The 24751-nt window shown below is 71.2% G+C and carries 33 protein-coding genes, 1 tRNA gene and 1 pseudogene; 24 read left to right on the top strand and 11 right to left on the bottom strand.

The window, feature by feature from the left end:
• The 4 genes and pseudogenes from AC3ETA_RS44350 to AC3ETA_RS44335 form a co-directional block, all read right to left on the bottom strand.
• A pseudogene (locus AC3ETA_RS44350) lies at positions 1-300 on the bottom strand (sugar ABC transporter permease); the annotation flags it as partial.
• Between the two features lie 5 nt (positions 301-305).
• On the bottom strand, positions 306-1619 hold the full coding sequence (locus AC3ETA_RS44345; RefSeq protein ID WP_432198552.1) for an ABC transporter substrate-binding protein: 1314 nt from the start codon (positions 1617-1619) through the stop codon (positions 306-308).
• A 298-nt stretch (positions 1620-1917) separates the two neighbouring features.
• Positions 1918-3993: a copper resistance CopC/CopD family protein gene (locus AC3ETA_RS44340; RefSeq protein WP_432198557.1), complete on the bottom strand. Its 2076-nt coding sequence runs from the start codon at positions 3991-3993 to the stop codon at positions 1918-1920.
• 178 nt (positions 3994-4171) lie between these two features.
• Positions 4172-4459: an ATP-binding protein gene (locus AC3ETA_RS44335; protein ID WP_432198551.1), complete on the bottom strand. Its 288-nt coding sequence runs from the start codon at positions 4457-4459 to the stop codon at positions 4172-4174.
• Between the two features lie 91 nt (positions 4460-4550).
• On the opposite strand from AC3ETA_RS44335, the gene AC3ETA_RS44330 reads away from it, so the two are divergent.
• The 7 genes from AC3ETA_RS44330 to AC3ETA_RS44300 all read left to right on the top strand — a co-directional run bounded on the left by AC3ETA_RS44330 (position 4551) and on the right by AC3ETA_RS44300 (position 7623).
• Positions 4551-4730 carry a DUF397 domain-containing protein gene (locus AC3ETA_RS44330; protein ID WP_432198550.1) on the top strand — a complete coding sequence of 60 codons (180 nt, stop codon included), beginning with the start codon at positions 4551-4553 and terminating at the stop codon, positions 4728-4730.
• A 92-nt stretch (positions 4731-4822) separates the two neighbouring features.
• Positions 4823-5050 carry a hypothetical protein gene (locus tag AC3ETA_RS44325; RefSeq protein ID WP_432198549.1) on the top strand — a complete coding sequence of 76 codons (228 nt, stop codon included), beginning with the start codon at positions 4823-4825 and terminating at the stop codon, positions 5048-5050.
• Positions 5037-5552, top strand: a complete 516-nt coding sequence (locus AC3ETA_RS44320; protein ID WP_432198548.1) for a DUF6879 family protein — start codon at positions 5037-5039, stop codon at positions 5550-5552. Before AC3ETA_RS44325 ends, AC3ETA_RS44320 begins: the two co-directional genes overlap by 14 nt.
• A 6-nt stretch (positions 5553-5558) precedes the next feature.
• Positions 5559-6410: a helix-turn-helix domain-containing protein gene (locus tag AC3ETA_RS44315; RefSeq protein ID WP_432198556.1), complete on the top strand. Its 852-nt coding sequence runs from the start codon at positions 5559-5561 to the stop codon at positions 6408-6410.
• Between the two features lie 93 nt (positions 6411-6503).
• On the top strand, positions 6504-6695 hold the full coding sequence (locus tag AC3ETA_RS44310; RefSeq protein WP_432198547.1) for a hypothetical protein: 192 nt from the start codon (positions 6504-6506) through the stop codon (positions 6693-6695).
• Between the two features lie 137 nt (positions 6696-6832).
• Positions 6833-7057 (top strand): DUF397 domain-containing protein, encoded by a 225-nt coding sequence (locus AC3ETA_RS44305; RefSeq protein WP_432198546.1) that lies wholly within the window; start codon positions 6833-6835, stop codon positions 7055-7057.
• 83 nt (positions 7058-7140) lie between these two features.
• A complete protein-coding gene (locus AC3ETA_RS44300) occupies positions 7141-7623 on the top strand; it encodes a hypothetical protein (RefSeq protein ID WP_432198555.1) in 483 nt (160 codons plus the stop codon).
• A gap of 48 nt (positions 7624-7671) precedes the next feature.
• Here the strand turns inward: AC3ETA_RS44300 and AC3ETA_RS44295 are convergent, their stop codons facing one another.
• The 4 genes from AC3ETA_RS44295 to AC3ETA_RS44280 are packed head-to-tail and all read right to left on the bottom strand — an operon-like array spanning position 7672 to position 11669.
• A complete protein-coding gene (locus AC3ETA_RS44295) occupies positions 7672-8439 on the bottom strand; it encodes an SDR family NAD(P)-dependent oxidoreductase (RefSeq protein WP_432198545.1) in 768 nt (255 codons plus the stop codon).
• On the bottom strand, positions 8436-8909 hold the full coding sequence (locus tag AC3ETA_RS44290; protein WP_107905093.1) for a cupin domain-containing protein: 474 nt from the start codon (positions 8907-8909) through the stop codon (positions 8436-8438). Before AC3ETA_RS44290 ends, AC3ETA_RS44295 begins: the two co-directional genes overlap by 4 nt.
• Positions 8906-9529, bottom strand: a complete 624-nt coding sequence (locus AC3ETA_RS44285; RefSeq protein ID WP_432198544.1) for a GNAT family N-acetyltransferase — start codon at positions 9527-9529, stop codon at positions 8906-8908. Before AC3ETA_RS44285 ends, AC3ETA_RS44290 begins: the two co-directional genes overlap by 4 nt.
• Positions 9522-11669 carry a penicillin acylase family protein gene (locus AC3ETA_RS44280; protein ID WP_432198543.1) on the bottom strand — a complete coding sequence of 716 codons (2148 nt, stop codon included), beginning with the start codon at positions 11667-11669 and terminating at the stop codon, positions 9522-9524. Before AC3ETA_RS44280 ends, AC3ETA_RS44285 begins: the two co-directional genes overlap by 8 nt.
• Positions 11670-11746: 77 nt before the next feature.
• Here AC3ETA_RS44280 and AC3ETA_RS44275 point away from each other — a divergent pair, with 77 nt between their 5' ends.
• From AC3ETA_RS44275 to AC3ETA_RS44255, 5 genes are all read left to right on the top strand, one after another.
• Positions 11747-12466, top strand: a complete 720-nt coding sequence (locus tag AC3ETA_RS44275; RefSeq protein ID WP_432198542.1) for a siderophore-interacting protein — start codon at positions 11747-11749, stop codon at positions 12464-12466.
• 92 nt (positions 12467-12558) lie between these two features.
• Positions 12559-13152 (top strand): HhH-GPD-type base excision DNA repair protein, encoded by a 594-nt coding sequence (locus AC3ETA_RS44270; protein ID WP_432198541.1) that lies wholly within the window; start codon positions 12559-12561, stop codon positions 13150-13152.
• 394 nt (positions 13153-13546) lie between these two features.
• Positions 13547-14227, top strand: coding sequence for an HdeD family acid-resistance protein (locus tag AC3ETA_RS44265; protein WP_432198540.1), 681 nt, complete (start codon positions 13547-13549; stop codon positions 14225-14227).
• A 98-nt stretch (positions 14228-14325) separates the two neighbouring features.
• Positions 14326-14646 (top strand): hypothetical protein, encoded by a 321-nt coding sequence (locus tag AC3ETA_RS44260; protein WP_432198539.1) that lies wholly within the window; start codon positions 14326-14328, stop codon positions 14644-14646.
• 46 nt (positions 14647-14692) lie between these two features.
• Positions 14693-14818, top strand: coding sequence for a hypothetical protein (locus AC3ETA_RS44255; protein WP_432198538.1), 126 nt, complete (start codon positions 14693-14695; stop codon positions 14816-14818).
• Positions 14819-15223: 405 nt separating this feature from the next.
• Here AC3ETA_RS44255 and AC3ETA_RS44250 read toward each other — a convergent pair whose 3' ends face one another.
• The gene (locus AC3ETA_RS44250) at positions 15224-16912 is read right to left on the bottom strand and encodes a helicase HerA-like domain-containing protein (RefSeq protein WP_432198537.1); all 1689 of its coding nucleotides are present in this window, start codon (positions 16910-16912) and stop codon (positions 15224-15226) included.
• A 255-nt stretch (positions 16913-17167) separates the two neighbouring features.
• Here AC3ETA_RS44250 and AC3ETA_RS44245 point away from each other — a divergent pair, with 255 nt between their 5' ends.
• Both AC3ETA_RS44245 and AC3ETA_RS44240 read left to right on the top strand, forming a co-directional pair.
• The gene (locus AC3ETA_RS44245) at positions 17168-17464 is read left to right on the top strand and encodes a type II toxin-antitoxin system VapB family antitoxin (RefSeq protein ID WP_003999914.1); all 297 of its coding nucleotides are present in this window, start codon (positions 17168-17170) and stop codon (positions 17462-17464) included.
• Between the two features lie 134 nt (positions 17465-17598).
• On the top strand, positions 17599-18216 hold the full coding sequence (locus AC3ETA_RS44240) for a LytR C-terminal domain-containing protein (protein ID WP_432198554.1): 618 nt from the start codon (positions 17599-17601) through the stop codon (positions 18214-18216).
• A gap of 171 nt (positions 18217-18387) precedes the next feature.
• On the opposite strand, the gene upp is transcribed toward AC3ETA_RS44240, so the two are convergent.
• Positions 18388-19023: a uracil phosphoribosyltransferase gene (gene upp / locus AC3ETA_RS44235; protein WP_432198536.1), complete on the bottom strand. Its 636-nt coding sequence runs from the start codon at positions 19021-19023 to the stop codon at positions 18388-18390.
• Positions 19024-19161: 138 nt separating this feature from the next.
• Between upp and AC3ETA_RS44230 the strand changes: the two genes are divergently transcribed.
• The 6 genes from AC3ETA_RS44230 (at position 19162) to AC3ETA_RS44205 (ending at position 21530) form a co-directional block, all read left to right on the top strand.
• Positions 19162-19356, top strand: a complete 195-nt coding sequence (locus AC3ETA_RS44230) for a hypothetical protein (protein ID WP_030952803.1) — start codon at positions 19162-19164, stop codon at positions 19354-19356.
• Between the two features lie 313 nt (positions 19357-19669).
• Positions 19670-20200, top strand: coding sequence for a tRNA adenosine deaminase-associated protein (locus AC3ETA_RS44225; RefSeq protein WP_107905078.1), 531 nt, complete (start codon positions 19670-19672; stop codon positions 20198-20200).
• Between the two features lie 38 nt (positions 20201-20238).
• Complete coding sequence (gene tadA, locus AC3ETA_RS44220; protein WP_432198535.1) at positions 20239-20670, top strand: tRNA adenosine(34) deaminase TadA; 432 nt, start codon at positions 20239-20241, stop codon at positions 20668-20670.
• Positions 20671-20733: 63 nt separating this feature from the next.
• A tRNA-Ser gene (locus tag AC3ETA_RS44215) sits at positions 20734-20818 on the top strand.
• A gap of 168 nt (positions 20819-20986) precedes the next feature.
• Entirely contained in the window at positions 20987-21265 is a 279-nt protein-coding gene (locus tag AC3ETA_RS44210; RefSeq protein WP_432198534.1) for a hypothetical protein, read from the top strand.
• Positions 21258-21530: a hypothetical protein gene (locus tag AC3ETA_RS44205; protein ID WP_432198533.1), complete on the top strand. Its 273-nt coding sequence runs from the start codon at positions 21258-21260 to the stop codon at positions 21528-21530. Before AC3ETA_RS44210 ends, AC3ETA_RS44205 begins: the two co-directional genes overlap by 8 nt.
• 51 nt (positions 21531-21581) lie before the next feature.
• Here AC3ETA_RS44205 and AC3ETA_RS44200 read toward each other — a convergent pair whose 3' ends face one another.
• Positions 21582-22043: a hypothetical protein gene (locus tag AC3ETA_RS44200; protein ID WP_432198532.1), complete on the bottom strand. Its 462-nt coding sequence runs from the start codon at positions 22041-22043 to the stop codon at positions 21582-21584.
• 309 nt (positions 22044-22352) lie between these two features.
• Here AC3ETA_RS44200 and AC3ETA_RS44195 point away from each other — a divergent pair, with 309 nt between their 5' ends.
• The 4 genes from AC3ETA_RS44195 (at position 22353) to AC3ETA_RS44180 (ending at position 24630) form a co-directional block, all read left to right on the top strand.
• Entirely contained in the window at positions 22353-23150 is a 798-nt protein-coding gene (locus tag AC3ETA_RS44195) for a peptidoglycan-binding protein (protein WP_432198531.1), read from the top strand.
• A complete protein-coding gene (locus AC3ETA_RS44190) occupies positions 23147-24001 on the top strand; it encodes a helix-turn-helix domain-containing protein (protein WP_432198530.1) in 855 nt (284 codons plus the stop codon). The genes AC3ETA_RS44195 and AC3ETA_RS44190 overlap by 4 nt, the downstream gene beginning before the upstream one ends.
• Positions 24002-24160: 159 nt before the next feature.
• Entirely contained in the window at positions 24161-24340 is a 180-nt protein-coding gene (locus AC3ETA_RS44185) for a hypothetical protein (RefSeq protein ID WP_432198553.1), read from the top strand.
• Entirely contained in the window at positions 24337-24630 is a 294-nt protein-coding gene (locus AC3ETA_RS44180; protein WP_432198529.1) for a Dabb family protein, read from the top strand. Before AC3ETA_RS44185 ends, AC3ETA_RS44180 begins: the two co-directional genes overlap by 4 nt.
• The last annotated feature ends 121 nt before the right edge of the window (positions 24631-24751 follow it).

Here is a 24751-nt window from a genome sequence, read left to right as displayed (position 1 = left end):
GGGCCAGAACTGCGGGTTGTTGGAGAACAGTTCCCTGAAGTTCTCCAGGCCGACCCACTTGATCGAGTCGAAGCCGATGCCGTCCCAGGTGGTGAAGGCCAGCGCCACGGAGGCGAGGGCCGTCACCCACACGAGGGCGATGTGCAGGATCGTCGGCAGGCCCGCCATCAGACCGAGGGTGAGCCGGTCGCGGCGGGTCAGCAGTCGGCGGTGTCCCTGGGACACCTTCTTCGCGGGGGCAGCGCCCGGAGGCGGCACGGCGGCCGCCTCCGGGATCTCCTTGGTGGTCTGTGTGGTCATGTCGATCAGCCGGACGCGAAGATCGTCTTCTTCTGGCGCTCGATCGAGGACAGCAGGCTGTCGACGCTCTTGGGGTCACGGACGAACTTCTGCAGCGCGGGCTGCATCACCGTGGAGGTGAAGTCGGGGCGGGAGTCCCGGTCCATGAACTGGGTCAGGGACTTGGCGCCGGCGATCATGTCGTACGCCTTCTTCTGCAGGGCGGTGTACGAGGAGGTGTCGGCGTCGGTGGCGGCGTGGACCACGCTGGGGTCGGACTTGAGGTAGATGTCCTCGGCCTCGGTGGTGCCCAAGTACTGCAGCAGCTTCACGGCCTCGGACTTGTTCTTCGGGCTCTTGCTCATCATGAAGCCGTCGGTCGGCGCCTCGACGGTGTCCTGCCCGTACGCCGGATCGATCTCGGGGAAGGCGAAGAAGTCGAGATCCTCCAGGGCGGCCTTGTCGGTGAACTGCTGGGCCACGAAGGTCCCGAGCAGATACATGCCGGCCTTCTTGGAGGCCAGCGTCTGGGCCGCGTCCTGCCAGGTGCGGCCTGTGGCGCCCTCCTGGTGGTACGGGAGGATCTCGGTCCACAGGTCGAAGACCTTGCGCACCTTGGCGTCGGTCCAGGAGGCCTTGCCCGCCATCAGCTCGACGTGGAAGTCGTAGCCGTTCTGGCGGAAGTTGATCTGGTCGAAGGTGCCGAGCGCGGGCCAGGCGTCCTTGTCGCCGAAGGCGATCGGGACCAGCTTGTCCTTCTGCATCTGCTTGCACAGCGCGACGAAGTCGTCCCAGGTGGTGGGGACTTCGTAGCCGTTCTCCCGGAAGACGCTCTTCCGGTAGAAGACCGCCCACGGGTACGTGTACAGCGGCACGAAGTAGTACTTGCCGTCCTCGCCCTTGCTGAGCTTGTGCATCGCGTCGGGGAAGTTGCCCCCGATGGTCTTCCACACGTCGTCGATCGGCGTGGCCAGTCCCTTGGCCGCGAAGAACTGCATCCGGTAGCCGGCGAACCAGGTGAACACGTCGTCCGGCGTGCCCTGGAGGTAGGAGTTGATCTGCTCCTGGAAGGTGTTGGAGTCCTTGGTGTTCACGTCGACCGTGATGCCGGACTTCTTCTTGTAGGCCGCGTAGATGTCCGCGAACGCCTTCTTCGGCACGGCGTCGGACGCCTTGGAGCCGAGGGTGACGGTCTTCGGGTCGCTCGCCGTGCCGCTGCCGCCGCAGGCGCTCAGCAGCGGGATGCCCGCGCCGAGAACGGCGGCGCCGCCTATGCCGCGCAGCATGGTGCGGCGACTCGGTGAGGGCAGTGAGAGACCGGAGGGGGAGAAGTGCTGCATCTACGGCTCCTGATGGCAGGGTTCGATCGTGAGGGTGGACGTGTTGAAGTCCGTCGCAATCGATCAGAAATCAACTTGACCGAACACGGTGGCGCAATAACAGCCGTATGTCTGGTCATGCGTCAAGAGATGACGATCGACGTTTCGGAAACGTGACTGAGATCTCGAACCCTGCGCTCGGGGTTGCGGTGATCGAATCCGGGAACGTTCACGGCGCGGCCGGGCACAAGCGGGCTGTGCGCGGACCGCCGGACCGCCGGACCGCCGGACCGCCGGACCGGAGAGGTCCTAGCGCGTCCTAGCGCACCAGCACGGGCCGGGTCACGCTCACCTGGTCGACCTCCGACGTCCGGACGGTGACCTTCATCTGCCACTTCCCGGCGAGGGGGAGGTTGAGGAAGCTGTTGGCCCAGTAACCGCCCTTGTCGGTGACTTCGGCGTTGATCGGGCCGATGTCCTTGGCCGGCAGCGTGAAGGAGATCCGCAGCTCGGGGACGACGGCCACACCACCGTCCGGCCCGTAGACGAGGGCCTCGATGGAGTTGTCGCCGACCCGGCCCGGGTCGATGGTGACCTGTACCTTGCCGCGACCGCCGGGCGTGCCCACATCGAAGGGGACGTCGGTGACGGAGGCACCGACCACGGCGGGCGGCGCGGCCGCCGCCTCGGCCTGCGCGCGGCCGGGCAGCGTGCTGGTGACGAGCGTGGTGACGGCCAGGACGGCCGCGCCGACGGCGACTTCGGCGAGCACGGAGCGGCGCAGGGCGCGACGCTGCGCGGTCTCGCCGTCCGGCGGGGTGAAGGACTCCGGATCCGCCGGGGCGGGCGGCGGGGTGGAGGGGTTGGAGGGGTTGGAGGGGGTGGAGGGGGTGGACGACTGCGGAGCCTCGCCGGGCTCCGGAGAGGCGGGCGGCGGGGTGGAGGGGGTGGACGACTGGGGAGCCTCGCCGGGCTCCGGAGAAGCCGGCGGCTCCGGCAGCGAAGGGCCTCCTACCGTCTCGGGGACCTTCTCGCGTACGACCGTCTCGGGGACCTTCTCGCGTACGACCGCCTCGGGGACCTTCTCGCGTACGACCGCCTCGGGGACCTTCTCAAGTCCGACCGCCTCGGAGACCTTCTCGCGTACGACCGCCTCCGAGACCTTCTCAAGTCCGACCGCCTCCGAGACCTTCTCGCGTACGACCGCCTCGGAGACCTTCTCACCTGCGATCGGCTCCGCCGCCGCGCCGGCCGTCGCCATCCGTGCCGTCCAGCGGCGGGACACGGCCGCCGCGCCGAGGAGCAGGACGACCGCGGCCAGCTTCAGCGTCAGGAGCCTGCCGTACGTCGTGCCGGTGAGCGCGTCCCAGGAGCCGAGTCCGCGCCAGGACTGGTAGACGCCGGTGACGACCAGGACGATCACGGAGGCGAAGGCGAGGCGGGAGAAGCGGGTCACGGAGGCCGGAGTCGGGCGGGCGCGGTACAGGGTGAGGAGCAGCGCCGCCAGGCCCCCCATCCAGACCGCCGTGGCCAGCAGGTGCAGCGCCGTGGACGTCATCGCCACCGGCACCTGGATGCCCGCGGAGGCGTGCTCGCCGGCGGCCCAGGTGACGGCGAGCCCTACGGCGAGGGCGGCGCCGGTCCAGCCGTACGGCTTGCCGCGCCGGGTCAGCCGTAGGAGATAGACGGCGGCCACCGCGAGGAGCGCGAGCCGGGCCAGCAGTACCTCGCCCGGCCGGCCGGTCAGCGTGCGGGTGACGGCGTCCGTGCTCAGGGCGCCCAGCGGGCCCTCGCCCGTCTCGTACGGGGCACGCAGCGCCAGCAGGGCGAGGGTGGCGCCCAGCAGGGTCCACCAGCCGGCCTTCAGCAGCCGGTGCAGGACGGGAGCCTCCGGCGGGCGGCAGACCGCCATGAACGTCGCCGTGCCGATGAGCAGGGCCACGGCGAGGTAGGCCAGGTAGCGGGCGATGTTGTAGAGGCTCTTGGTCGCCGGGTCCTCGGTGGGGCCGGTGCCGACGGTGGCCGTGGTGAGGGACGGCTTGCCGACGGAGAAGGTGAACGCGCCGGAGACGGGGTGGCTGTCCGCCGACACCACCCGCCAGGCGACGGTGTACGTGCCCTCGGCCAGCTTCGCGGGGAGCGTCACACGGGCCGTTTCGGCGCCGCCCCGCGCGTGCTCGGGCTCTCCCGTGCGCAGGCGGCGGCCGTCCGGGTCCAGGACGCGGAAGGAGTCCTCCAGGAGGCCGACGGACTCCGTGAACGTCAGGGTGATGTCACGCGGGGCCGACTTGAGGACGCTTCCGTCCTCGGGGTCGGTGGCGCGGAGAGCCGCGTGCGCGGACGCGGGACCTGTGCCGTTGAGGACGAGCAGGACCAGCAGGGTGCCCAGCAGCACCAGCCTTTGAAGTCGTCGCCGCTCGGTGAGCCGGCGGCGGGCTCGTCGTCGGTCATCGCACCCCACTTGTGTCACATCTCCGTAGTCGGACTTGAGGCCTCGGGGGTATGTACGCACGTGGAGTCGCTCGGGCTCAAGGGGGAGGGGATGACGGCTGGGTATCGGGCGGGCCCCGCCCTCACCCGCCCGTCTCGAACCACAGCAGCTTCCCGGCCCGGCGGTCGAGGGTGCCGCCACCGAGGGAGACTCCGCCCCAGGAGTCGGCGTACTCCGCCACGAGCCTGAGTCCGCGTCCCCGGTCGGCATGTACCGGGGCGATCGGGACACGGTCACGGGGCGGCCGGCCGAAGGGGGCCGGAATGCGGGGGTCGCTGTCCCAGACCCCGACGCGCAGCCGTCCGCCGGCGAGGGCGGTAAGGCGCAGGGACGCGGGCCCGTTTGTGTGCAGGTAGCTGTTGGTCACCATCTCGTTCTCGACCGCATGGAGGCGAACGCCCTCAAACCCACAGAGTCCCGTGACCTGATCCACCGCATCGCCCATACCGACTGAGGTAACCGTGTCCGAACTTCACTGGAAGAAGTCCAGCTACAGCCCCGACGCCTCCAACTGCGTCGAAATAGCCGGCACCCCCACCACGATCCACATACGCGACTCCAAGAGCCCGACCGGCCCGCACCTCAGCATCCGGCCCGCCGCGTGGGCGAGCTTCCACACACCCGCGATTGCCGCGAAATAGTAGTTCGCCCGCAAGTTCTCGCAAGTTCCTGTCGTCTGCTTGTCGTTGGCCACAAGATCGAGCACAGACCCCCAACAACGGCGGAGGAAGCGATGGCTCTGATCAAACTCGGCCAGGATCCCGAGAGCCCGGAAGGCAAGTCGCCCACCGTCTATCTCGACGACGAGAAGGACACGTACCTGGTGCAAGGCTGGAGGGTGGACGACGAGGCCCGGCGTTCGCAGCTGGATCTTCCGGGCCACGAGGACGTGATCGAGATCCCGAAGCGCATGGTGCAGTTCTTCCCGGAGGTGAAAGAAGGTGGCCGTGCCGACTCTTGAGGACCGGTTGCGGCGCTGCACCCGCTCCGCCGTCCATCTGGAGATGCGCGACGAGTACATGCGCTCGGACCCCCGATTCGGCGCCTGGCAGAACGGCGTCCGCAATGATCCCGCGGAGAGTGATCCGGCGCGTCGGCCATGGCTACGGCTCGTTGCCGACCTCGTGGCCCAGGGGGTCGCGGTACGCCGGGCCCGGATCGTATCGGAGCCCGTATCGGACTACATCCGGTTCGAGTACCACCTGACCGGCCCCAACGTGGAGGCGGGCGAGCATGTGCGCTGGTTGCCGCGCCGTCAGGCATCCGCGCTGGCGCTGCCCGGCAACGACTTCTGGCTCTTCGACGACAGCTCGGTCGTCTTCAACCACTTCGCCGGTGATGGCGAACTTGCTCCGGACGATGAGGAGTTCACCGACGATCCCAGCGTTGTGAAGCTGTGTGCCGATGCCTTCGAGGCCGTCTGGGCCCTGGCAGTGCCGCACGAGGACTACCGGCTCACCTGATCCACAATCCCGAGTGTGACTTCATCCAGTGTCCAGCAGGCACGGCAGGCCCTCGGCCGGCGTCTTCGCGAGATCCGCGCGGATGCCGGCCTTACGGCGCGAGAGCTGGCCAGGCGTGCCGACTGGCACGAGTCGAAGTGCTCGCGACTTGAGAACGGGCACACGTCACCGTCCGACGCGGACCTCCGGACGTACACGACCCTATGCGGGGTCCAGGACCAGACCGCCGATCTGATCGCCACGGCACGTGGCATAGAGGGCGCCTACGTCCAGTGGCGGCGTATGGAGCGGGCGGGGCTTCGGCGCGTCCAACAGTCAGTGGCACCACTCTTCGAGCGCACGCGCCGATTCCGCGTCTATCAGTCCTGGGTGCTGCCCGGTCTGCTGCAGACCCCCGCCTACACCCGCGCCGTTCTGAGTACCGTGGCTCACCTCCGCGACGTCCCCGACGACATCGACGCCGCCGTGGCTGTCCGCATGGAGCGTCAGCGCATCCTGCACACCGGCGACCACCGGTTCGCCATGCTCGTCGAGGAATGGGTACTGCGCACCGTCATAGGCGACCACAACACCATGGCCGGAGCTCTCGGCCACCTGATCTCCGTCGCCTCACTCCCCGCCGTCAGCCTGGGCGTCATCCCTCTCGGGACACCACGCGGTGCTGGATGGCCCGTCGAGTCGTTCACCATGTACGACGATGCACAGGTGAATGTGGAACTTGTCTCCGCGCACCTGACCGTCACCCAACCCGGCGAGATCGCGGAGTATGCCAAGGCATTCACCGAACTGTCCGCGATCGCCGTCCACGGCACGCGGGCCAGGTCACTCATCACCGCCGCCATCGACGCCCTCGGGTGATCGCCGCGCAAGCCTGTGCAAGTTCGTGGAGAGACAACTCGCCGTCTCCGTACCTTCGCTGTACCGGAAGCCGATCGGCCGTGGAGGCAGCGCATGGAGACACTGGAGCCGCGGGATCACGGCCTCACCGAGCCACCCGCCGAGCCCTCCGCCGCACCCGGCTGTGCCGCGTGTCTGCCACTGGTGGTTGCCAGACAGAACGCCCGCTCCAACGGTGACTACAGCGCCGTGTCCGACGTGAACGTGGAGCTGCGCAGGCACCACGCTGCGGCCCACACATCGTAAGCGAGGCCCCGGGCTCAGGCCCCTTCGCCGACACACGCTCCAGCCACTGAGGCGTGCCTCATTCCCATGAACTCCCGCCCGCCCTGGGCGGCGGCGGTCAGCCATGGCCGCGATCAGCTGAGCAGGAAGGTGCAGTGATGCTGAACGGAAGTGATCTGTACGCGCTCGACGTCGATGGGGCTTCGTTCGTGAAGGCATGCGGCGGCCCCTGTACCGAGGGGTGCGTGACCCTTGCCCGGATCGGCCAAGACGCCTGGGCCCTCGGCGACAGCAAGCGGCCCGACGCACAGCCGCTCCGCTTCACCACCGCGGAGCTGGACGCGGCCGGCGTCGACCCTGCGCGCTTCGGTCTGAACGTCTGACCATCCCCCTCCACCAGTCGGGCCGGATGCATCCCCCACCCCTGTATCCGGCCCGGCTGGCACTGCTCGAACGGGAACGACAGGTGCACTACCACGGCTATCTATGGGTCGGCCCCAAAGAGCGCTTCGACAACGAGGCCCTACGACGACCTCCGCATCCGGAGCCCCCGCCCCCGCCCGCCCCCAACGACCCCACAGCAGAACGCCTGCTCCACCGCTATCGCGAAGTGGCAGCAGAGTTCTCAACCGCGAATCTGCCACCCCTGGAGACGGCGTACTGGCTCGTCAAGCCGCGCTCGCTCGTTCGCGGCACGTGGGACGAGGCGAAGGAAGCGGCGGCCTGGCTCGGGGAACGGCTGACGGAGCACGCGCATCGATTCGCGTACGAGCATGACCGTGACACCAGTCGTCTGCGCCGACTGGCCGACTCCGCCGCCGTACGACTCGCCACGGGAGCCGACGCGTCGTACGGCTTCTACCTCGAACGCCCCGGGTACCTGTCGCTGGCCGTTGTGACGTGCTCCCCGAACCGGTCGATGCCCGACCAGTCGTGTCCCCTCCGATGACCCCCGGGAAGATCTCCTCTCGGCGATCTCTCAGAAACCCGGCTCCGGTCACCACCCCGGCCGCGCCGACACCCCGCCATCCACCACCAGCTCGTGCCCCGTCACCCACGACGCCAGTCCCGACGCCAGGAACACGCACGCGTCCCCCACGTCCTCCGGCCGCCCCAGCCGCCCGGCCGGCGCCGCCGCCTGCCACCTCCGCACCCCCTCCGGCCACGCCTCTTCCAGTCCCTCCCGGTGGACCAGACCAGGCGAGACGGAGTTCACGCGGATGCCGAAGGGGCCGTACTCCAACGCCGCCGCACGGGCATGCATCACCACCGCCGCCTTCGCCGCGGCGTAGTGCGCGTGCAGCGGCTCCGGGCGGCTGGCCTCGATGGAGGCGATGTGGGTCACCGAGCCGCCCCCGCCCTGCTCCCGCATGACCTCCACCGCCGCCTGCGTACACGCGAACACGCTCGACAGGTTGGTGTCCACGACCGCCTGCCACTCCGCCAGCGCCATCCCGGGCAGTTCACCCGTCAGCTGCACCCCCGCGTTGTTGACCAGCGCCGTCAGTCGCCCGCCGCCCCAGTCCACAGCCTCCCGCACCACCCGTCGGCACGCGTCCTCGTCCGTCAGATCGGCCCGCAGGACGACAGCCCGGCCGCCCGATTCCCGGATCCGGGACGCCATCTCCCCCGCCGCCTCCACCGCCGTACGGCAGTGCAGGACGACCCCCGCCCCCTCCTCGGCGAACCGCGCCGCGATCCCCCGCCCGATACCGCCACCCGCGCCCGTGACCAGCGCCACCTGTCCTTCGAGGAGTCCGCTCATGGGCGGCACAGTCCCGCGATCCGGTCCGCTTCGGCGGGATAGCGCGCCGTCAGGTCCGCCAGGTCGCCGTGCTCGTAGCCCTCGTAGGTGAAACCGGGGGCCATCGTGCAGCCGAAGAAGGTCCACGAACCACCGGCCGCCACCCGCGCCCCCATCCAGGTGCCCGCCGGGACCGTGAGCTGGATGTGCTCGCCGCGCTGTATGCCGGGGCCGAGCACGGCGGTGCGGGACGTGCCGTCGGGAGCGAGGAGCAGCATCTCCAGGGGATCGCCCAGGTAGAAGTGCCACACCTCGTCCGACGGCAGGCGGTGCAGGGCGGAGTAGTCGTCCGTGGTGAGCAGGACGACGATCGCGGTGCCCTGCGGCCGTCCGTCGGACAGCTCGGGGCCCGCCCAGGTCCGCCGGAACAGCCCGCCCTCACGCGGGATCGGCTCCAGGCTGTAGTGCGCGACGAGTTCTTCCGGGGTCACGCCCCGAACGCTACCTCCCGGGTGAGGAAGGCGAGTTGGGCTTCCTTCGCCGGGATGTACACGTCCGGGATGTCGACCTCCGGCAGCACGACCACGGGCCCGGCCTCGAAGCCCTGCTTGAGGAACCGGGCGACGGCCTTCTCGTTGCGGACGTCCGGGTCGACGACGACGCGCCGGCGGCCCAGGGTGCCGAAGACGTACGCCGCGACCACGCCCAGCAGTACGGAGGTCCAGCCGGGCCGCGCCCCCTCGGGACCGGCGGGGGCGAGCAGCAGGTGGACGCCGATGTCCCCGGGGAGGACCTCGTAGCACTCGCCGACCCGGTCCGCCTCCGGCTCGTAGGTCTGCAGGAGCGCGACCGGGACGTCGTCGCACAGGATCAGGAAGGCGTGGTGCGTGTCGAGGCCGGCCATGTGGGCGTAGATCTCGGACACCTGGTCCCTGGTCAGGCCGTTCATGCCCCAGAAGGAGGCGCGCTCCGCGCCGGTCCAGCCGTGGACGGCCGCGGCGTCGGCGTGCGGGTCGAGGGGGCGGATCCGGACACTGCCGAAGCCGGCGACGGTCTGCTCGTGGACGGGTCGGGCGGCGGCCTCGGGGATCGTCGTGGACGGCTCAGACATCGGCTTCCTTCTCGAACTCGGTGAAATCGGTGACGACGGGGACCAGGTCTCCCCGTACCCACAGCGGGAGCTGGTCGCGGTGGTGGGGCGAGCCGGGGATGCCCCAGGCGCCGAGCGGCACCAGCCAGCTGCCGGCCTCGCGGTCGGCCAGGTCCCAGACGTAGCGGGCGGCGGGCCCGCGCGCGGCCAGGTCGGTGAGGCCGGGCACGGCGGAGGTGCACAGCACGCAGTCGTGGTCGCCGGAGAGACGGGGTTCGTCGTACGACGTGTCGGTCAGCGCCCGCCAGGGGGCCAGGCGGTGGGTGTCGCCCCAGCCACCGGAGGGCGGCCCGGCGGCCACCTCCTCGACGGCTTCCCGCACGGCCCCGGCGCGATCGATGCCGTACAACTCCTCGGCGCGCAGCAGGTGTTCGAGGGCGAAGCCGACGCGCGGGAGGAGGGCCAGCCAGGGCAGCAGGACCTCGGGGTAGGCGGGCGGGGCGGCCAGCGCGGCGAACGCCGGGTGCGCGGCGAGCCGCCGTACGACGGCACCGCGCACCGCCGCGTACAGGGCCGCGCCCTCGCTGTCCGCGTCCATACGGCGGTCCCAGTCCAGCAGGGTCCGGCGGATCCGCTCCGCCTCGGGGCCGAGGGCGTCGAGGGCGCGCACCAGGTCCAGCAGCGGTTCCGCCGAGGCCAGCCGGGTGTCCATGTGGATGGCCGGCATGTCGGCGGCCGACCAGCGCTCCTTCTCCCCCAGCAGGGCCGTGATGCGGTCGGCGCGATGGGGTGCGGCGAACTCCACACCCAGCGGTGCGGCCACCCCGCGCTGGTTGGCCATCGCGGCGACGCCGTCGGTGAGCCCGCCGCGCGGCGTCTCGTGCCACCCGTCCCATTCATGGCCGGGCTCCCAGGCCGGCACCGGCCGGATGCCGTTGGCCGCGGAGCGCACCGGCACCTTCCCGGCGACGCGGTGCAGCAGCCCGCCCTCGGTGTCGGCGGCCTGGACGACGTTGACGGGCTCCACCCACAGGTCGACGGCCCGGTCGACGTCGGCGACGCGGCGGGCGCGCAGCAAGGGGAGCAGTGCGCCGAAGCCGAGGTCGCCGGTGACGCGGGGCGGATGGCGCAGGGCCATGGCGAGGGGCGGGGCGTCGTCGGAGAACTCGCCGGGGAAACCTTCCCGCAAGCCGTCCGGCAAACCGTCGCGCAAGTCCTCCTGCGAGCCGTCGGGCAGCCCCTCCGGCCCTCCGATCACCACCGGCCCCCGGGCCGTCTCGATCACCTCGACCTCGACCGGGTCCTCCCCCGCGACCTCCACGACCTCCGTGTGCCGCACGGCCCGGCGCCACACCCCGTCCGGGTCCAGCGCCTCGATGCCCGCCCCGGTGCGCCGCAGCCGCTCCCGGTACAGGTCCTGGTAGTCCGCCATGGCGTTGGTGATGGCCCAGGCGACCGTGCCGGTGTGGCCGAAGTGGGCGATGCCGGGGATGCCGGGGACGGCGAGGCCGATGACGTCGAACTCGGGGCAGGAGAGATGGATCTGCTGGTAGACGCCGGGGTCCTCGATGAAGCGGTGCGGGTCACCGGCGATGATCGCGTGCCCGGTGACGGTCCGCTCGCCGCTCACCAGCCAGCCGTTGCTGCCCGAGGTGCGCGGCCCGTCGGCGGCGAACAGCCCGACCGCGTCGGCGCCGAGGTGCCGCAGCACCTGCTCGCGCCAGAGCTTGGCCGGGAAGCCCGCGAACAGGATGTGGATGCCGAGCCAGACGCCGAGCGGGGTCCAGGGCTCCCAACGCCCGGGAGCCAGGCCGGTCTTGGCGAACTCGGGAGTGCGGCGGGCGCCTTCTTCCATTCCCTCGTTGACGCCGTCGACGTACGCCCGCACCCACCGCGCCGTCTCCGGGTCCCGTCTCTCCAGTTCGGCGAAACAGCGTCTCGCCGTGTCGTCGAGGCGGGCCCGTCTGACGAACCGGTCCCAGGGCAGGGCCTCGGCACCGAGGAAGGAGGCGGAGGTGCCCCGTGCCCGGTGCCGTTCGACCTCCAGCTGCCAGGCCCGGTCGAGGGCGGTGACACGGCCCTGCACCCGGGCGAGTTCATTCGCCCCGTCGGCCCGGAGATGCGGAATGCCCCAGGCATCGCGGAAGATCTCGCCGGTCACCTGTGCCCCTCCTTTGCTTTAGGTTAGGCTTCCCTAAGTTATTGGTGCGGGAATGGTACTTGAAGGGTGAAGAAGCCATGGGGCAGGGGCACGGCTGGGAGGGCGCGGTCCTGAAGCTGCTGCGCGCGAAGGACTTCGTGTTCACGGTGACGGGCGCCGAGGACGTCACCGAGCACTACCGCCGCGTCCACCTCACGGACGGCGGCATGCTGGCGGCCACCGGCGTCCACCCCACCATGTGGGTCCGGCTGTGGTTCGACAACGCGGGCAAGCCCCATCAGCGCGCCTACACCCTCGTCGACCCGGATCCCGGGGCCGGCACCTTCAGCCTGGAGTTCGCCCTGCACGAAGGGGTCGCCAGCGACTGGGCGCGTACGGCGAAGCCCGGCGACACCATCGAGGCGACCGTCCACGGCACCGGTTTCACCCCACCCGAACCGGCTCCCTCCCATGTCTTCGCCGTCGCCGACACGGCCTCCCTGCCGGCCCTCAACTCCCTGCTCGACGCCCTGGACGCGGCCCCGGCCACGGTGTGGTTCGAGGGCGAGCGCGACGGCCTGCCCTTCCGCGCCGAGGAGTCCCGCCACGACGTACGGACCCTGCCGCGGCGCGAGGCCGGGGCCCACCTGGTCGCGCAGGTGAAGGAGAACCTGCCCGGCCTGCTCGCCGACACACCGGACCCGTACGTCTGGATCGCCTGCGACACGGCGACCACCCGTGCCCTCACCTCCTACGTCCGCAAGGAGCTCGGCCTGCCCAAGCAGCGGGTGAACGCACTGGGGTACTGGCGTCCCTGATCCCGGCACGGGCGTACACCCCTTGATGCGCCCGTGCCGGACCGGCCTCCCCCCGCGCGCGTCCGGGCGGCGCGCGCGGCATCATCGGGGGCATGGACGTCACCCTGCATCTCGCCCAGGACCCCGAGGCCGACGAACTCCTCGGCCGCAGCGCGCTCGCCGCGCTCGTCGGCATGCTGCTGGACCAGCAGGTTCCGATGGAGTGGGCGTTCAAGGGGCCCCGCACGATCGCGGACCGGCTGGGCGCGGACGACCTGGACGCGCACGACATCGCCGCCCAGGACCCGGACGCCTTCGTGGCCCTGCTGTCCGAGAAGCCGGCCGTGCACCGCTACCCGGGCTCCATGGCCAAGCGGATCCAGCAGCTGTGCCAGTACCTCGTCGAGCGCTACGACGGCGACGCCGAGCTCGTCTGGAAGGGCGTCGACGACGGGCGCGAGCTGCTGCGCCGGCTGGAGGACCTGCCCGGGTTCGGCAGGCAGAAGGCCCAGATCTTCCTGGCGCTGCTGGGCAAGCAGCTGGGCGTGCACCCGACGGGCTGGCAGGAGGCCGCGGGCGCCTACGGCGAGGCGGAGTCCTTCCGCTCCGTCGCCGACATCACCGGTCCCGAGTCACTGACCAAGGTGCGCGCGCACAAGCAGGAGATGAAGGCTGCGGCCAAGGCAGCGAAGGCGTCCCGCCAGTAGCGTCCCTGCGGGGACGGGTGCGGGGACGGGGGCGGGCGTCAGCCGACCGGCCGAGCCCCTGCCGGCGGGCACAGCGGCCCGGTCCCCGACGGCGTCCCCCAGGCGTGCGCCGACGTCAACCGACCGGCCCGCCCCGAACAGCACGGCCCCACCCCCGCCCGACACCGCCCCAGCACAGGCAGACACCCGCATCAGCCAACTGGCCCGTCCCGAACACCGCGGCCCCGCCCCCGACGGCATCCCCCAGGCGTGCGCCGACGTCAACCGACCCGCCCGCCCCGAACAGCACGGCCCCACCCCCGCCCGACACCGCCCCAGCACAGGCAGACACCCACATCAGCCAACTGGCCCGTCCCGAATGGCGGGCCATGGTGTGTCGTTCGCAGCATGGAGCATGACCGAGGCGCCGAGCGGCTCCCCTTGGGGCCGGGACTACGACGACCGCCGGGTCCACTCCGGCCATCCGGCCGGCCCCCCGGGCCCCGCGACCCCACACGAGCCCGAGCCGCCCTTCGAGGGTCCGCTGCACGCCCTGTCCCGCGCCGCCTGGCAGGTCGTCCTGGTCACCGGCGTCGCCTCCCTGGTCCTGGGCGTCTTCGTCCTGGTGTGGCCGGACGCCTCGCTGCGGGTCGCCGGTGTCCTCTTCGGCCTCTACCTCCTGATCAGCGGCGTCTTCCAACTGGTCGCCGCCTTCGGCACCCACCGCACGACCTCGCTGCGCGTGCTGGCCTTCGTCAGCGGCACCGTGTCGGTCCTCCTCGGCCTGTTCTGCTTCCGCGGCGCGATGCAGTCGATCCTGCTGCTGGCGCTGTGGATCGGGATCGGCTGGCTCTTCCGCGGCCTCACCCAGTGCCTGGCCGCCGCGTCCGACAGCTCCGTACCGGCCCGCGGCTGGCAGATCCTCCTCGGCGTCGTCACCTTCCTCGCCGGCATCGTGCTGATCGTCTCGCCGGTCGAGTCCATCACCGTGCTGATGGTGCTCGGCGGCTGCTGGCTGGTGGCGGTCGGCCTGGTCGAGCTGGTCACCGCGCTGCGGCTGCGGAAGACGGCCCGCCAGGTGCCGCGCGAACTGTGACACGCACAGTGACACCCACCCCTGCCCCGTACGCCGTGCGGGCGGTTCTCCCGCCGAACGGGATGAACGCCGTACGGCATCCGGGGAGATGACCTTCCGTGAGTACCGCACGATGCCGCTCGCGCAGCCGCCTCACCTGGCTGCGGGTTCTCGTGCTGCTGCTCGCGCTCCTGGTACCGGGCGCCCACGCGCAGGCGCACGCCCTGCCCCCGGTGGCCACGGCCGAGATCGCCGAGCAGGACGTCCTCGACACGGCCCTGCGGCCCGTGGCCCGCGCCGAGCGGCGCATCTTCGTATGGCAGCGACCGGGCCCGCCGCCGGAGCCGGCCACCGGCACCCCGGCGGGCACCCGGCGCTGCGCGCCGTCCCGGCCGCCGTACGTACCGCACATCGTGCGCACCGTGGTCCTGCGCTGCTGACAGACCTCGCGACGAGGTCACTCAGTACGACGCAAGGAGCACAGTCATGCCCACCGACCACTACGCGGTCCTGCGCGCCCTGCTGCGCGCCGAGGCCGCACGCAACGCGCCGAAACCGCAGGCGAAGAAGGACAAGCCGCAGCTACCCCAGAAGGACCGGGAGCGCGGCTGACGCGGCCGCGGCGGAGGCGGACTTCTCCGGGTCACCGCCTCCGCCGCGCCGCACTCGAACCGGCGGGATCCACCAGTCCGCTCCCCGCCGAACCCGAGACCGCCCGGCCTTACCGCCTCCAGCACGCCGCACCGGGCCCGCCCGGACCAACCGCCCCCGACCCACCCCACCGGGCCCGCCCGCACCAACCCCCCACGCCTCACCCCATCAAGCCCGCCCGGACCAACCGCCCGCGACCCACCCCACCGGGCCCGCCCAGACCAACCCCGCAGCCCACCCCACCAAACCCGACCGGACCAACCTCGCAGCCCACCCCATCAAGCCCGCCCAGACCAACCCCCCTGCCCCACCCCCCAAACCCGCTCAGGCCCCCTCCACGCCCCACCCCACCAAACCCACCCGGATCTACCGCCGCCCGCGGCGGGCCGTGCCGAAGACCGATCGGGTGATCTCGCGTCCGATCTGCGTACCGATCGACCGGGCCAGGGACTTGAACATGCCGCTCCCGACAACCTGCTCGACGACGGAGGGCTGTTCCTTCTGCTGCCGGGCCCTGGGCTCACCGCCCCCGGCGACCGCCTCGCGGATCTCGTCCGGGCCCTTGCCCCCACGGATCTCGTCGGGCCCCTTCCCGCCGCGGATCTCGTCGGGCCCCTTGCCCCCGCGCGAGGCCCGGAGCCGCTCGTACGCCGACTCCCTGTCCACAGCCTGTGCATACCGCCCGTACAGCGCGGACGACGTCACGGCCCGCTCCAGCTCGCCGGCGTCGAGCGGCCCCATCAGCGACTCCGGGGCCCGCAGCCGGGTCGCGGCGACCGGCGTCGGGGCGCCCTTCTCGCTCAGGACCGTCACCACGGCCTCGCCGGTGCCGAGACCGGTCAGGAGTTCCTCCAGGTCGTACGCCGAGTTGGGGAACGTCTTCACCGCGGCCTTCAGCGCCTTCTGATCGTCCGGTGTGAAGGCGCGCAGCGCGTGCTGGATCCGGTTGCCGAGCTGGCCGAGCACGTCGGCGGGCACGTCCTTCGGCGTCTGTGTCACGAAGAAGACGCCGACCCCTTTCGAGCGCACCAGCCGCACGGTCTGCGTGATCGCGTCCAGGAACGCCTCGGACGCGTCGTCGAACAGCAGATGCGCCTCGTCGAAGAAGAACACCAGCTTCGGCCGCTCGGCGTCCCCGACCTCGGGCAGATCGTGGAAGAGGTCGGCCAGCAGCCACATCAGGAACGTCGAGAACAGCTGCGGCCTGTCCTGCACGGCGGCCAGTTCGAGCACCGACACCACGCCCCGCCCGTCCGCCGCGGTCCGCAGCAGCTCGCCCGTGTCGAACTCCGGCTCACCGAAGAAGTCGGCCATGCCCTGCGCCTCGAAGGCGGTGAGGGAGCGCAGGATCACCCCGGCGGTGGCGGGCGACAGCCCGCCGATGCCCTTCAGTTCGCCCTTGCCCTCGTCCGAGGTCAGGAAGGCGACGACGGCCCTGAGGTCCTTGAGGTCGACCAGCTCCAGGCCCTTGGTGTCGGCGTAGTGGAAGATCAGCCCGAGGGACTGCTCCTGGGTCGGGTTCAGCCGCAGAACCTTGGAGAGCAGCACCGGACCGAAGCTGGTGATCGTGGCGCGCACGGGGATGCCGTGGCCGACGCCGCCCAGGGCGTAGAACTCGGCAGGACATCCCTTCGCCGACCACCGCTGCTGGACCTCGGCGGCCCGCGCGCCGACCTTGTCGCCCGGCCGGCCCGGCGCCGCGACCCCGGAGAGGTCGCCCTTCACGTCCGCCAGGAACACCGGCACACCCTGCGCCGACAGCTGCTCGGCGATCAGCTGGAGCGTCTTGGTCTTGCCGGTGCCGGTCGCGCCCGCGACCAGGCCGTGCCGGTTGAGCATGGGCAACGGCACCCGGATCTGCGCGTCCGGCAGGCAGCCGCCCTCCCAGAGCAGGGCGCCCAGGTGCAGGGCGGGCCCGGTGAAGGCGTATCCGGCGGCGATCTCCAGAGCCTCCCGAGGCAGGGCGGCGGCACGTGCCGACACCTCGGGAGCGGCGGCCCGCGGCGCGGTCCCGGCGCCTGTCCCGGCCTTGGGCGTGGTCTTGCGCTCGCTCATGTCAGCCCTCCGCGCGCTCCCCGCCCTCGGACGGGCGGCCGGCTCCGGCCCGACACGACGTCCGGCCACGATCCGGCACTGTGTTCGACCCGACCCGGTTGCCACCTCGGCTTCCGTACGGGTCCGTTCCGGCTTCCGATCCGGCCGTCATTCCCTTGACGTTTGCCGTTTCCTCCCGGTTTGCCACATCTTTTCCAGCGTCGCACTACGGCGCCATGGCTGCGCCCGGAACGTCTTGACCGGTAGGCTTTCCGTGTGATCTTCAAGCGCATCGGAAACGGCCGGCCGTACCCCGACCACGGCCGGGAAAGCACCCGGCAGTGGGCGGACGTCGCGCCGCGCCCGGTCCGCCTCGATCAGCTCGTGACGACCAAGGGTCAGCTCGATCTGGAAACCCTGCTGGCCGAGGACTCGACGTTCTACGGCGACCTCTTCGCGCACGTCGTGAAGTGGCAGGGCGACCTGTATCTGGAGGACGGCCTGCACCGCGCGGTGCGCGCGGCGCTCCAGCAGCGCCAGGTGCTGCACGCGAGAGTCCTGGAACTGGACTGACCCCGGGCTGACACGCCCGGGCGTCCCGCGTTGCCCCTTTCGGGTAGGTCCGCGCGGCATCGAATGATCATCTAGTAGGCATTGCCGCCCGGGCGCACTACGCTGCGCCCATGAGCATGCTGACTCCCCCCGGCATGGGCGGCCAGTACCGCATCAAGGGGGACAAGTACCCACGGCTGCGGCGCCGTCGTCGGCGCGGCAGGTTCGTCGTGCTCGCCGTCGCCTCCGTCACCGCGCTCGGCGTGGCCGGCTGGGGCACGCTCCAGCTCATCGACGTCTTCACGGGCGGCGGCGGAGAGGCCTCGGCGGCCGGCCCCAAGTCCGACTGCGGGACCGGGGCGGCGCCCTCGCCCGCGGCGAGGGCGCCGCTGCCGAAGCCGTCCGGCATCACCGTCAACGTGCTCAACGCCACGACCCGCAGCGGGCTCGCCAAGCAGACCGCCGACGAGCTGAAGAAGCGCGGGTTCAAGATCGGCGACGTGGGCAACGCGACGAAGGACTACGACAAGAAGGTGAAGGGCACCGGCATCCTGCTCGGCCCGGCCGCGTCCCTGAACACCTCACTGCCGGTGCTGGCCACCCAGCTGACCGGGGCCGAACGCCGCACCGACGCCACCCGTAAGGGCGCCGCCGTGGACCTGATCATCGGCGACCGCTTCAAGGAACTCACGAAGAAGCCGGACGCCGAGAAGGCCCTGACCGCCCTGTCCAACCCGAAGCCGACGCCCTCGACTTCGAAGAAGGGCTGCTAGAAGCGTCCCAAAAGGGGCGCGGGGCTGTGTCGATGTGCGGTGTGTCGATGTGCGGTGTGTCGATGTGCGGTGTGTCGATGTGCGGCTCCGCCGCGTGGGCGCGACCAGCCGCACCAGACCCGCAGTCGCCACGCGACCGCACCCCGTACGACGAAAAGGCGTTCCCGCCCCCTACTCGGCCGCCCCGTAAAGACGATCCCCCGCGTCACCCAGCCCAGGCACGATGTACCCGTGCTCGTTGAGATGGTCGTCCACGGCGGCCGTCACCACGGTCACCGGCGTCCCCGCCAGCTCCCGCTCCATCAGCTCCACGCCCTCGGGCGCGGCGAGCAGCACCACCGCGGTCACGTCGTCCGCGCCGCGCTTGATGAGCTCCTGGATCGCCGCGACCAGCGTGCCGCCGGTGGCCAGCATCGGGTCCAGCACGTACACCTGACGCCCGGAGAGGTCCTCCGGCATCCGCGAGGCGTAGGTGGACGCCTGGAGCGTCTGCTCGTTGCGGATCATGCCCAGGAAGCCCACCTCGGCGGTCGGCAGCAGCCGGACCATGCCGTCCAGCATGCCGAGCCCGGCGCGCAGGATCGGCACGACCAGCGGGCGCGGGTAGGACAGCTTGACACCGGTGGTGTCGGTGACCGGGGTCGTGATGTCGACCGCTTCGGTACGCACGTCCCGCGTGGCCTCGTAGGCGAGCAGGGTGACCAGTTCGTCGGCCAGCCGACGGAAGGTCGCGGAGTCGGTGCGCCGGTCGCGCAGCGTGGTGAGCTTGTGGGCGACCAGAGGGTGGTCGACGACGTGGAGACGCATGTCCACAACATTAACCGGGCCGGGTATGCCCGGCGTCCCCTCACACGGCAAGCCACGGGCCGCGGCATCACCCGTGCGCTGGCATCAAACCGCCCATCGGGGGGAAAGTGGGAGGGACGTAGCGGGGGTGGTGAGCCGATGCCTGATCCTGAATCCCCGGAGCGTCCCACCCAGGACGCGCCGGACGAGAGCGACGCCGCGCGCCGGCGACGCCGGGCCCAGTTCCTGCGGGAACTCGCCGAGGCCCGGGAGCTGCGGGACCGCGTCCAGCCGCGCCGCGCCAAGGCGGCCCGGCTGCGGCACGCCCTGCGCATGCGCACGTTCCGCTGGTAGGGCGAGTCGCGCGGGAAGATCGGCTGGTCTCCGGCCGGTTGGGCGGTTGGCGTGCGTGGGCACCGGGAAAAGCCGCGTACGATCCGCACGTGGCGGCAACGAGTGCGCTGGTGAGTCCCTCGCGGACCTGCTCGCGGAACCCCTCGGGCCCGCGCGATCGAAACTGCCGGACACAGGGAGCCGAAGACGTCCCCTGAACGCCTTGTTTCTGCCACGATTCCGAGTGGTGGGGCTCGGTCCCGAAGCCGCCCCACCGCAACCTCCGCCGGGGGGAACCCCGACCGGCACGCCTATGACCAGTGGGAGAGTCACGGTGTACTTCGCCGCACTGCTCGCGCGCACCGAAGACGGGTGGGAAGCGAGCGACACAGAGCTCGACGATGTGGAGACCTTGTCGGATCTGGCCGACCTGGCCCGTGAAGCCTCTCCCGAGGACGACACGGTGCTGGTGCTGATCGAGCAGGAGGACGCCTGGTTCGGCGTCGTCCGCATCGACGGCGAGGACGACCCCCGTATCTACGTCTCGGACGCCGCAGCAGCCGCCCGCAGCAGTTACGGCGAGATCCTGCTCACCGACGAACTGCTCGGAAGGGAGCCCGGCGACGACGACGCCGACCTCGACTCCCTGGACCTCGACGGCACGGAGGAGCCCGACGGCGACTCCGAGGACGACGAGGACGGCAGCGGCGCCGACGCCGTGCCGCACAGCCCCGTCGGCGACAGCGAGATCCTCGACGACCTCGGCGTCGGCGAGAAGGAGCTGAAGTCCCTGGACGCCGAGGACGCCCTCAGCACGATCGCCGAGGCACTGGGCGCCTCGGAGGTCCTGGAGACCGTCCGCTGACCTCGTTCGACCCCGTACGCGACCCCTGGCGGGCGGCGATGCGACTCGCCCTGGACGAGGCCGAACAGGCCGTCCGGGGCGGGGACGTCCCCGTCGGCGCCGTCGTGCTGGGCGCCGACGGCACGACCGTGCTGGGCGCCGGCCACAACGAGCGCGAGGCGACCGGCGATCCGACCGCCCACGCCGAGGTGCTGGCGATCCGCAGGGCCGCCGCGGAACTCGGCGAGTGGCGGCTGACCGGCTGCACGCTCGTGGTCACGCTGGAGCCCTGCACGATGTGCGCCGGCGCGATCGTGCAGTCCCGGGTGGACCGGGTCGTCTACGGCGCCCGGGACGAGAAGGCGGGCGCGGCCGGCTCGCTCTGGGACGTCGTGCGCGACCGCAGACTCAACCACCGGCCCGAGGTGATCGAGGGCGTGCTCGCCGAGGAGTGCGCCCGCCGGCTCACGGACTTCTTCCGCGGCCGCTGAGCCGGGTCCGGCGTACGAATACCGATTTCGGAGCAGGGCCCGGCGTGCTGTAAGGTCTCCCTCGGTAGCGTGTCCGAGCGGCCGAAGGAGCTCGCCTCGAAAGCGAGTGTGGCGCAAGTCACCGAGGGTTCAAATCCCTCCGCTACCGCTGATGGACGAAGGGTCCGGCTCATCGAGCCGGACCCTTCGTGCGTCTGCGTCTGCGTCTCGGTCCGCGGCCCAGCCGCAGCCCCACGCCGCCCGGAATCCGTCGATCGGCCGGCAGGCAGGCCTCCGGCAGGGCACAATCTGAGCGCAGGCAGGCGGCGGGGGGACCATGGATCCAGAACTGATCGCGACGCTCGTGGGGGTGGCGGCCGGCGGCTTGGCCGCGATCCTCAGTGATCACCTGCGCGGACTCCTGGCGTCGATCTTCCGCAGGCCGCGCGAGACGTCCGTGATCGTGGAGGTCGACGGCAAAAGGGCCGAGCTGAGCGGCTCCCAGCTCAGTCCGGAAGCGATCCAGGCGCTCATCCAGCACTTACGTGCGGCCCAGGACGACGCGGCGACCAAGGGTGAGCCGGACAGGCCGCTGGGGGGAGCGTCCCGTGACTGAAGGGATCGCCGGACCCGCGGAAGGCCTCGGAGCCGATGCCGCCCAGGTGGACACCGCTGCGGTCACGACCGTCACCTCCCACTTCAAGATGGTCTTCATAGCCGTGGTCGTCATAACGGTCGGAGCCCTGGCAGCGAACCTCTACATCGCGATCTTCATCCCCAAGCCCACGGATGCCGCCAAGTCGGCGATGGACACCTGCGCGACCATCGCCAACCTGGGCTTCGGGGCCATCGTCGGACTTCTGGGCGGCAAGGCCGTATAGCCACTCACCCAGAGACGGCGCCCGTGGGAGCGACGCCTCGTCGTGTCTGGGTCAGGGACGCCAGCCGTCCTTGATGCGACCCTGCTGTACCTGATAGGTGCCGCTGCACCTGCCGTCGTCGGGGTCGCCCCAGATCTTGATGGCGTCGGCGTCGTTCGCCCAGGTGGTGCCGTTGGGGTGGGCGTAGTTGCCGAGGTTGACGGCCGTGTTCCGCGGGATGCAGAGGTAGGCGTCCGGGGAGGCGCCCTGGTCGATCAGCCAGACGGAGTCGTCGTTACGGGTGTTGACCACCGCGTCCACCCGGTTCCCTCCGCCGATGATGGCCTGGTAGGAGGTGTCCTGGTACCAGCTGAACTTGGTGCCGTTCTGGTAGGAGCCGTCGTACAGACACACTTGCGGGTACGAGCAGCCGTGCATGCTGCTCGCGGAGGCGGACGGGGCCGTCAGGGTGGTCGAGGTCGCGGCGAGTCCGACGGTGAGCAGGGCCGCCGCCGTCTTTCTGTTCAGCTTCATGGAAGCACTCCTGGTGAGGTGGCATGAGCGGAGCCGGCCGCGGCGGCCGGCTCCGCAACGAGACTGCGGGTTCGGCGTGATGTTGGGCCACAGGTGGCGCGGAAGTGACCTCGTCCCGGGACGTCCCGTGCGCTGACCTGCTGAGATGCCACCCGTCGAGTCCCTGCGGCGGGACTGGGACATAAGCGGTGTGGCCGATTCCGCACCGGGGCGGGATGACGGCGGGGCGGGCTTCACGTGACAGCTGATGCAGAATGAACCCGGGACACGGGGGCCGGGACCGCGGCCCCCGACGCGAGTGGGGGAAGCGTGTCGCGCTGGAAGGAACTGCCCGCAGAACTGCATCCACACGTCCACCAGTTGATCGTGCGCCTGCGCAGGCTGAAGGACCGCAGCGAACTGAGCACGCGGCAACTGGCCGCGAGGACCGGGTACAGCGCGAAGTCGTGGCAGCGCTATCTGAACGGCAGGTCTCTGCCGCCCCGGGAGGCCGTCGAGGCGATGGCCCGCGTCGGCGAGGACGATCCGACCCGGCTGCTGGCGCTGCACGAGATCGCCGCCCAGCGCTGGGCTGAGGGACGGACGGCCACCACCGACGCTCCCGAGGACCTCACCGCGACGCCGGCCCACACACCCACGCAGGAGCAGCCGTACCGGCGTCACCTGCGCCTCGCGGTCACGGCGGGGGCCGTGGTCACGGTGCTGTCCGTCTCCGCGGCGCTCCTGCTGGCCGTGCGGCTCACCGAGGCCCGTGCCCAGCTCGCGCGCGACCGCTCGGACGCTGTCGCGACGGCCCCGGCCACCGTGTCGGAGTCCCTGGTGCCGGTCGTCTACACCTGTCGGCTGGAGCGGCGTGAGGGCCGCTGGTACGCGGGACTGAGCCGGACCACGGACATCCTCCTGTCCAACACCCAGGTGGGGCTCGAAGTGGCCGAGGCGCAGTGCCTGCTGCACCGGGCGGGTACCGCACCGGGGGAGATCGACGGCGTCTTCGGCCCGAAGACGCGGCGCGCGGTCGAGCGCATGCAGAAGCAGAACGGGCTGATCGTGAACGGCGTCATCGACCCGCCCACCTGGCAGGCCCTGCGGGAGGCGGATCCGAAGTGACCCCGGAACACACCCGGCTGGTCGCGGCGCTGCGGGAGCTGCGGGCCGGTGCGGGGCTGAGCCTGGCAGCGCTGGCGGAGCGAACGGCGTACAGCAAGTCCTCGTGGGAGCGGTACCTCAACGGCAAGAGCCTGCCTCCTCGCCAGGCCGTACGGGAACTGTGCCGGCTGGCGAAGGAACCGGACGGGCGACTGCTGGCCCTGTGGGAGATCGCCGAGTCGCACTGGAGCGGACGGGCGGTGGGCGCCGCACCCGCCCCTCCCACGGACGACTCCGCTCCGCCGCCGCCTCACCAGGCACCGCCGCCCGCCGGAACCCGGCGGCGGCTCGGCGGGAGCAGGCTGCTGGTGATGCTGGCCTCGGCGTACACCGTGATCGTCGGTGGTGCCGCGGCCCTGCTGTTCCTCCTGCTGCCGGACTCGGCGGCCCGGGACGAGGAGCCACCGCCGGCGTCCATCCCGTTCTCCATCGCACCCCAGTGCCACGGGGCAGCCTGCGAGGGGCGGGACCCGATGCGCCTGATCTGCGGGATCGGCCCCGACACCCTCGCCTCGCACCGCACGGCCACCGGCGCCCACGTCGAGCTGCGGCACAGCAAGAAGTGCGGCGCGAGCTGGGCCCGGACCTGGGGAACGGAGATCGGAGACCGGCTGGACGTCACGGCGGGCGGCCCGACCCACAGCGTGCGCATCAGGAACAAGGACGACGCGGCGACCTTCGTCTACACCGAGATGACCGAGGTCGGTCCCGGCAGCACCGTCCGGGCCTGTTTCCGGCCCGCGTCGCCCGACGGCGAACGCGAGTGCTTCGAGGCCCGGGTGGGCGCGACCGCCCTCACGCCCCGCGAGTAGCCGGTCCAGCAGCACCCAGCCGGACCGGGACCCGTGCTGTTGATCTCCCGGGAGGGGCGAAGGCTACACTCACCGCCGGTAACCCGAGGCTCTTTCGGCTCTTTCGACTCAATCGACACGGCAGGCATGGCAGGCACACCAGCCACAGGGGAGGCCGCGATGGCGGTGAATTCGAAGAAGATCGCCGTCTATGTGCTCGCGGTCTTCGCGCTCTACGTGATCATCACGGACCCGGAACAGGCTGCCGACTACGTCCAGGTAGGGTTCGAAGGCATTTCGGACGCCGCGAAGGCCATCGGCGACTTCATGACCTGGATCGCCAACGGAGGAGACTCATGATCCGCCACCTCGTCCTGTTCAAGCTGAACGAGGGCGTCGAGCGCGACGACCCGCGGGTCGTGGCGGGCGTCGAGGCCTTCCGCTCGCTGAAGGGCAAGATCCCCGAGCTGCGCCACTGGGAGCTGGGCTGGAACTTCAGCGACCGCCCCATCGCCTACGACTTCGCCATCAACTCCGCCTTCGAGGACACGGCCGCACTGCGCGTCTACGCCGAGCACCCCGAGCACCAGGCGGGCGTCGCCCTGTGGAGGGAGTTCGCCACCTGGGTGATCACCGACTACGAATTCTGAGCCGCGCCACCCCCCTCCCGAACCGCGCCACCCCCCTCCCGAGCCGCACCACCCGCCTCCCAAGCCGCGCCGCCCGCCTCCCGAACCGCGCCGCCCCTCGATCCACGCGAAGCCCTCCGCC

The sequence above is a fragment of the Streptomyces sp. bgisy027 genome (assembly GCF_057710365.1).
This window is presented reverse-complemented; position numbering and strand designations above follow the sequence as displayed.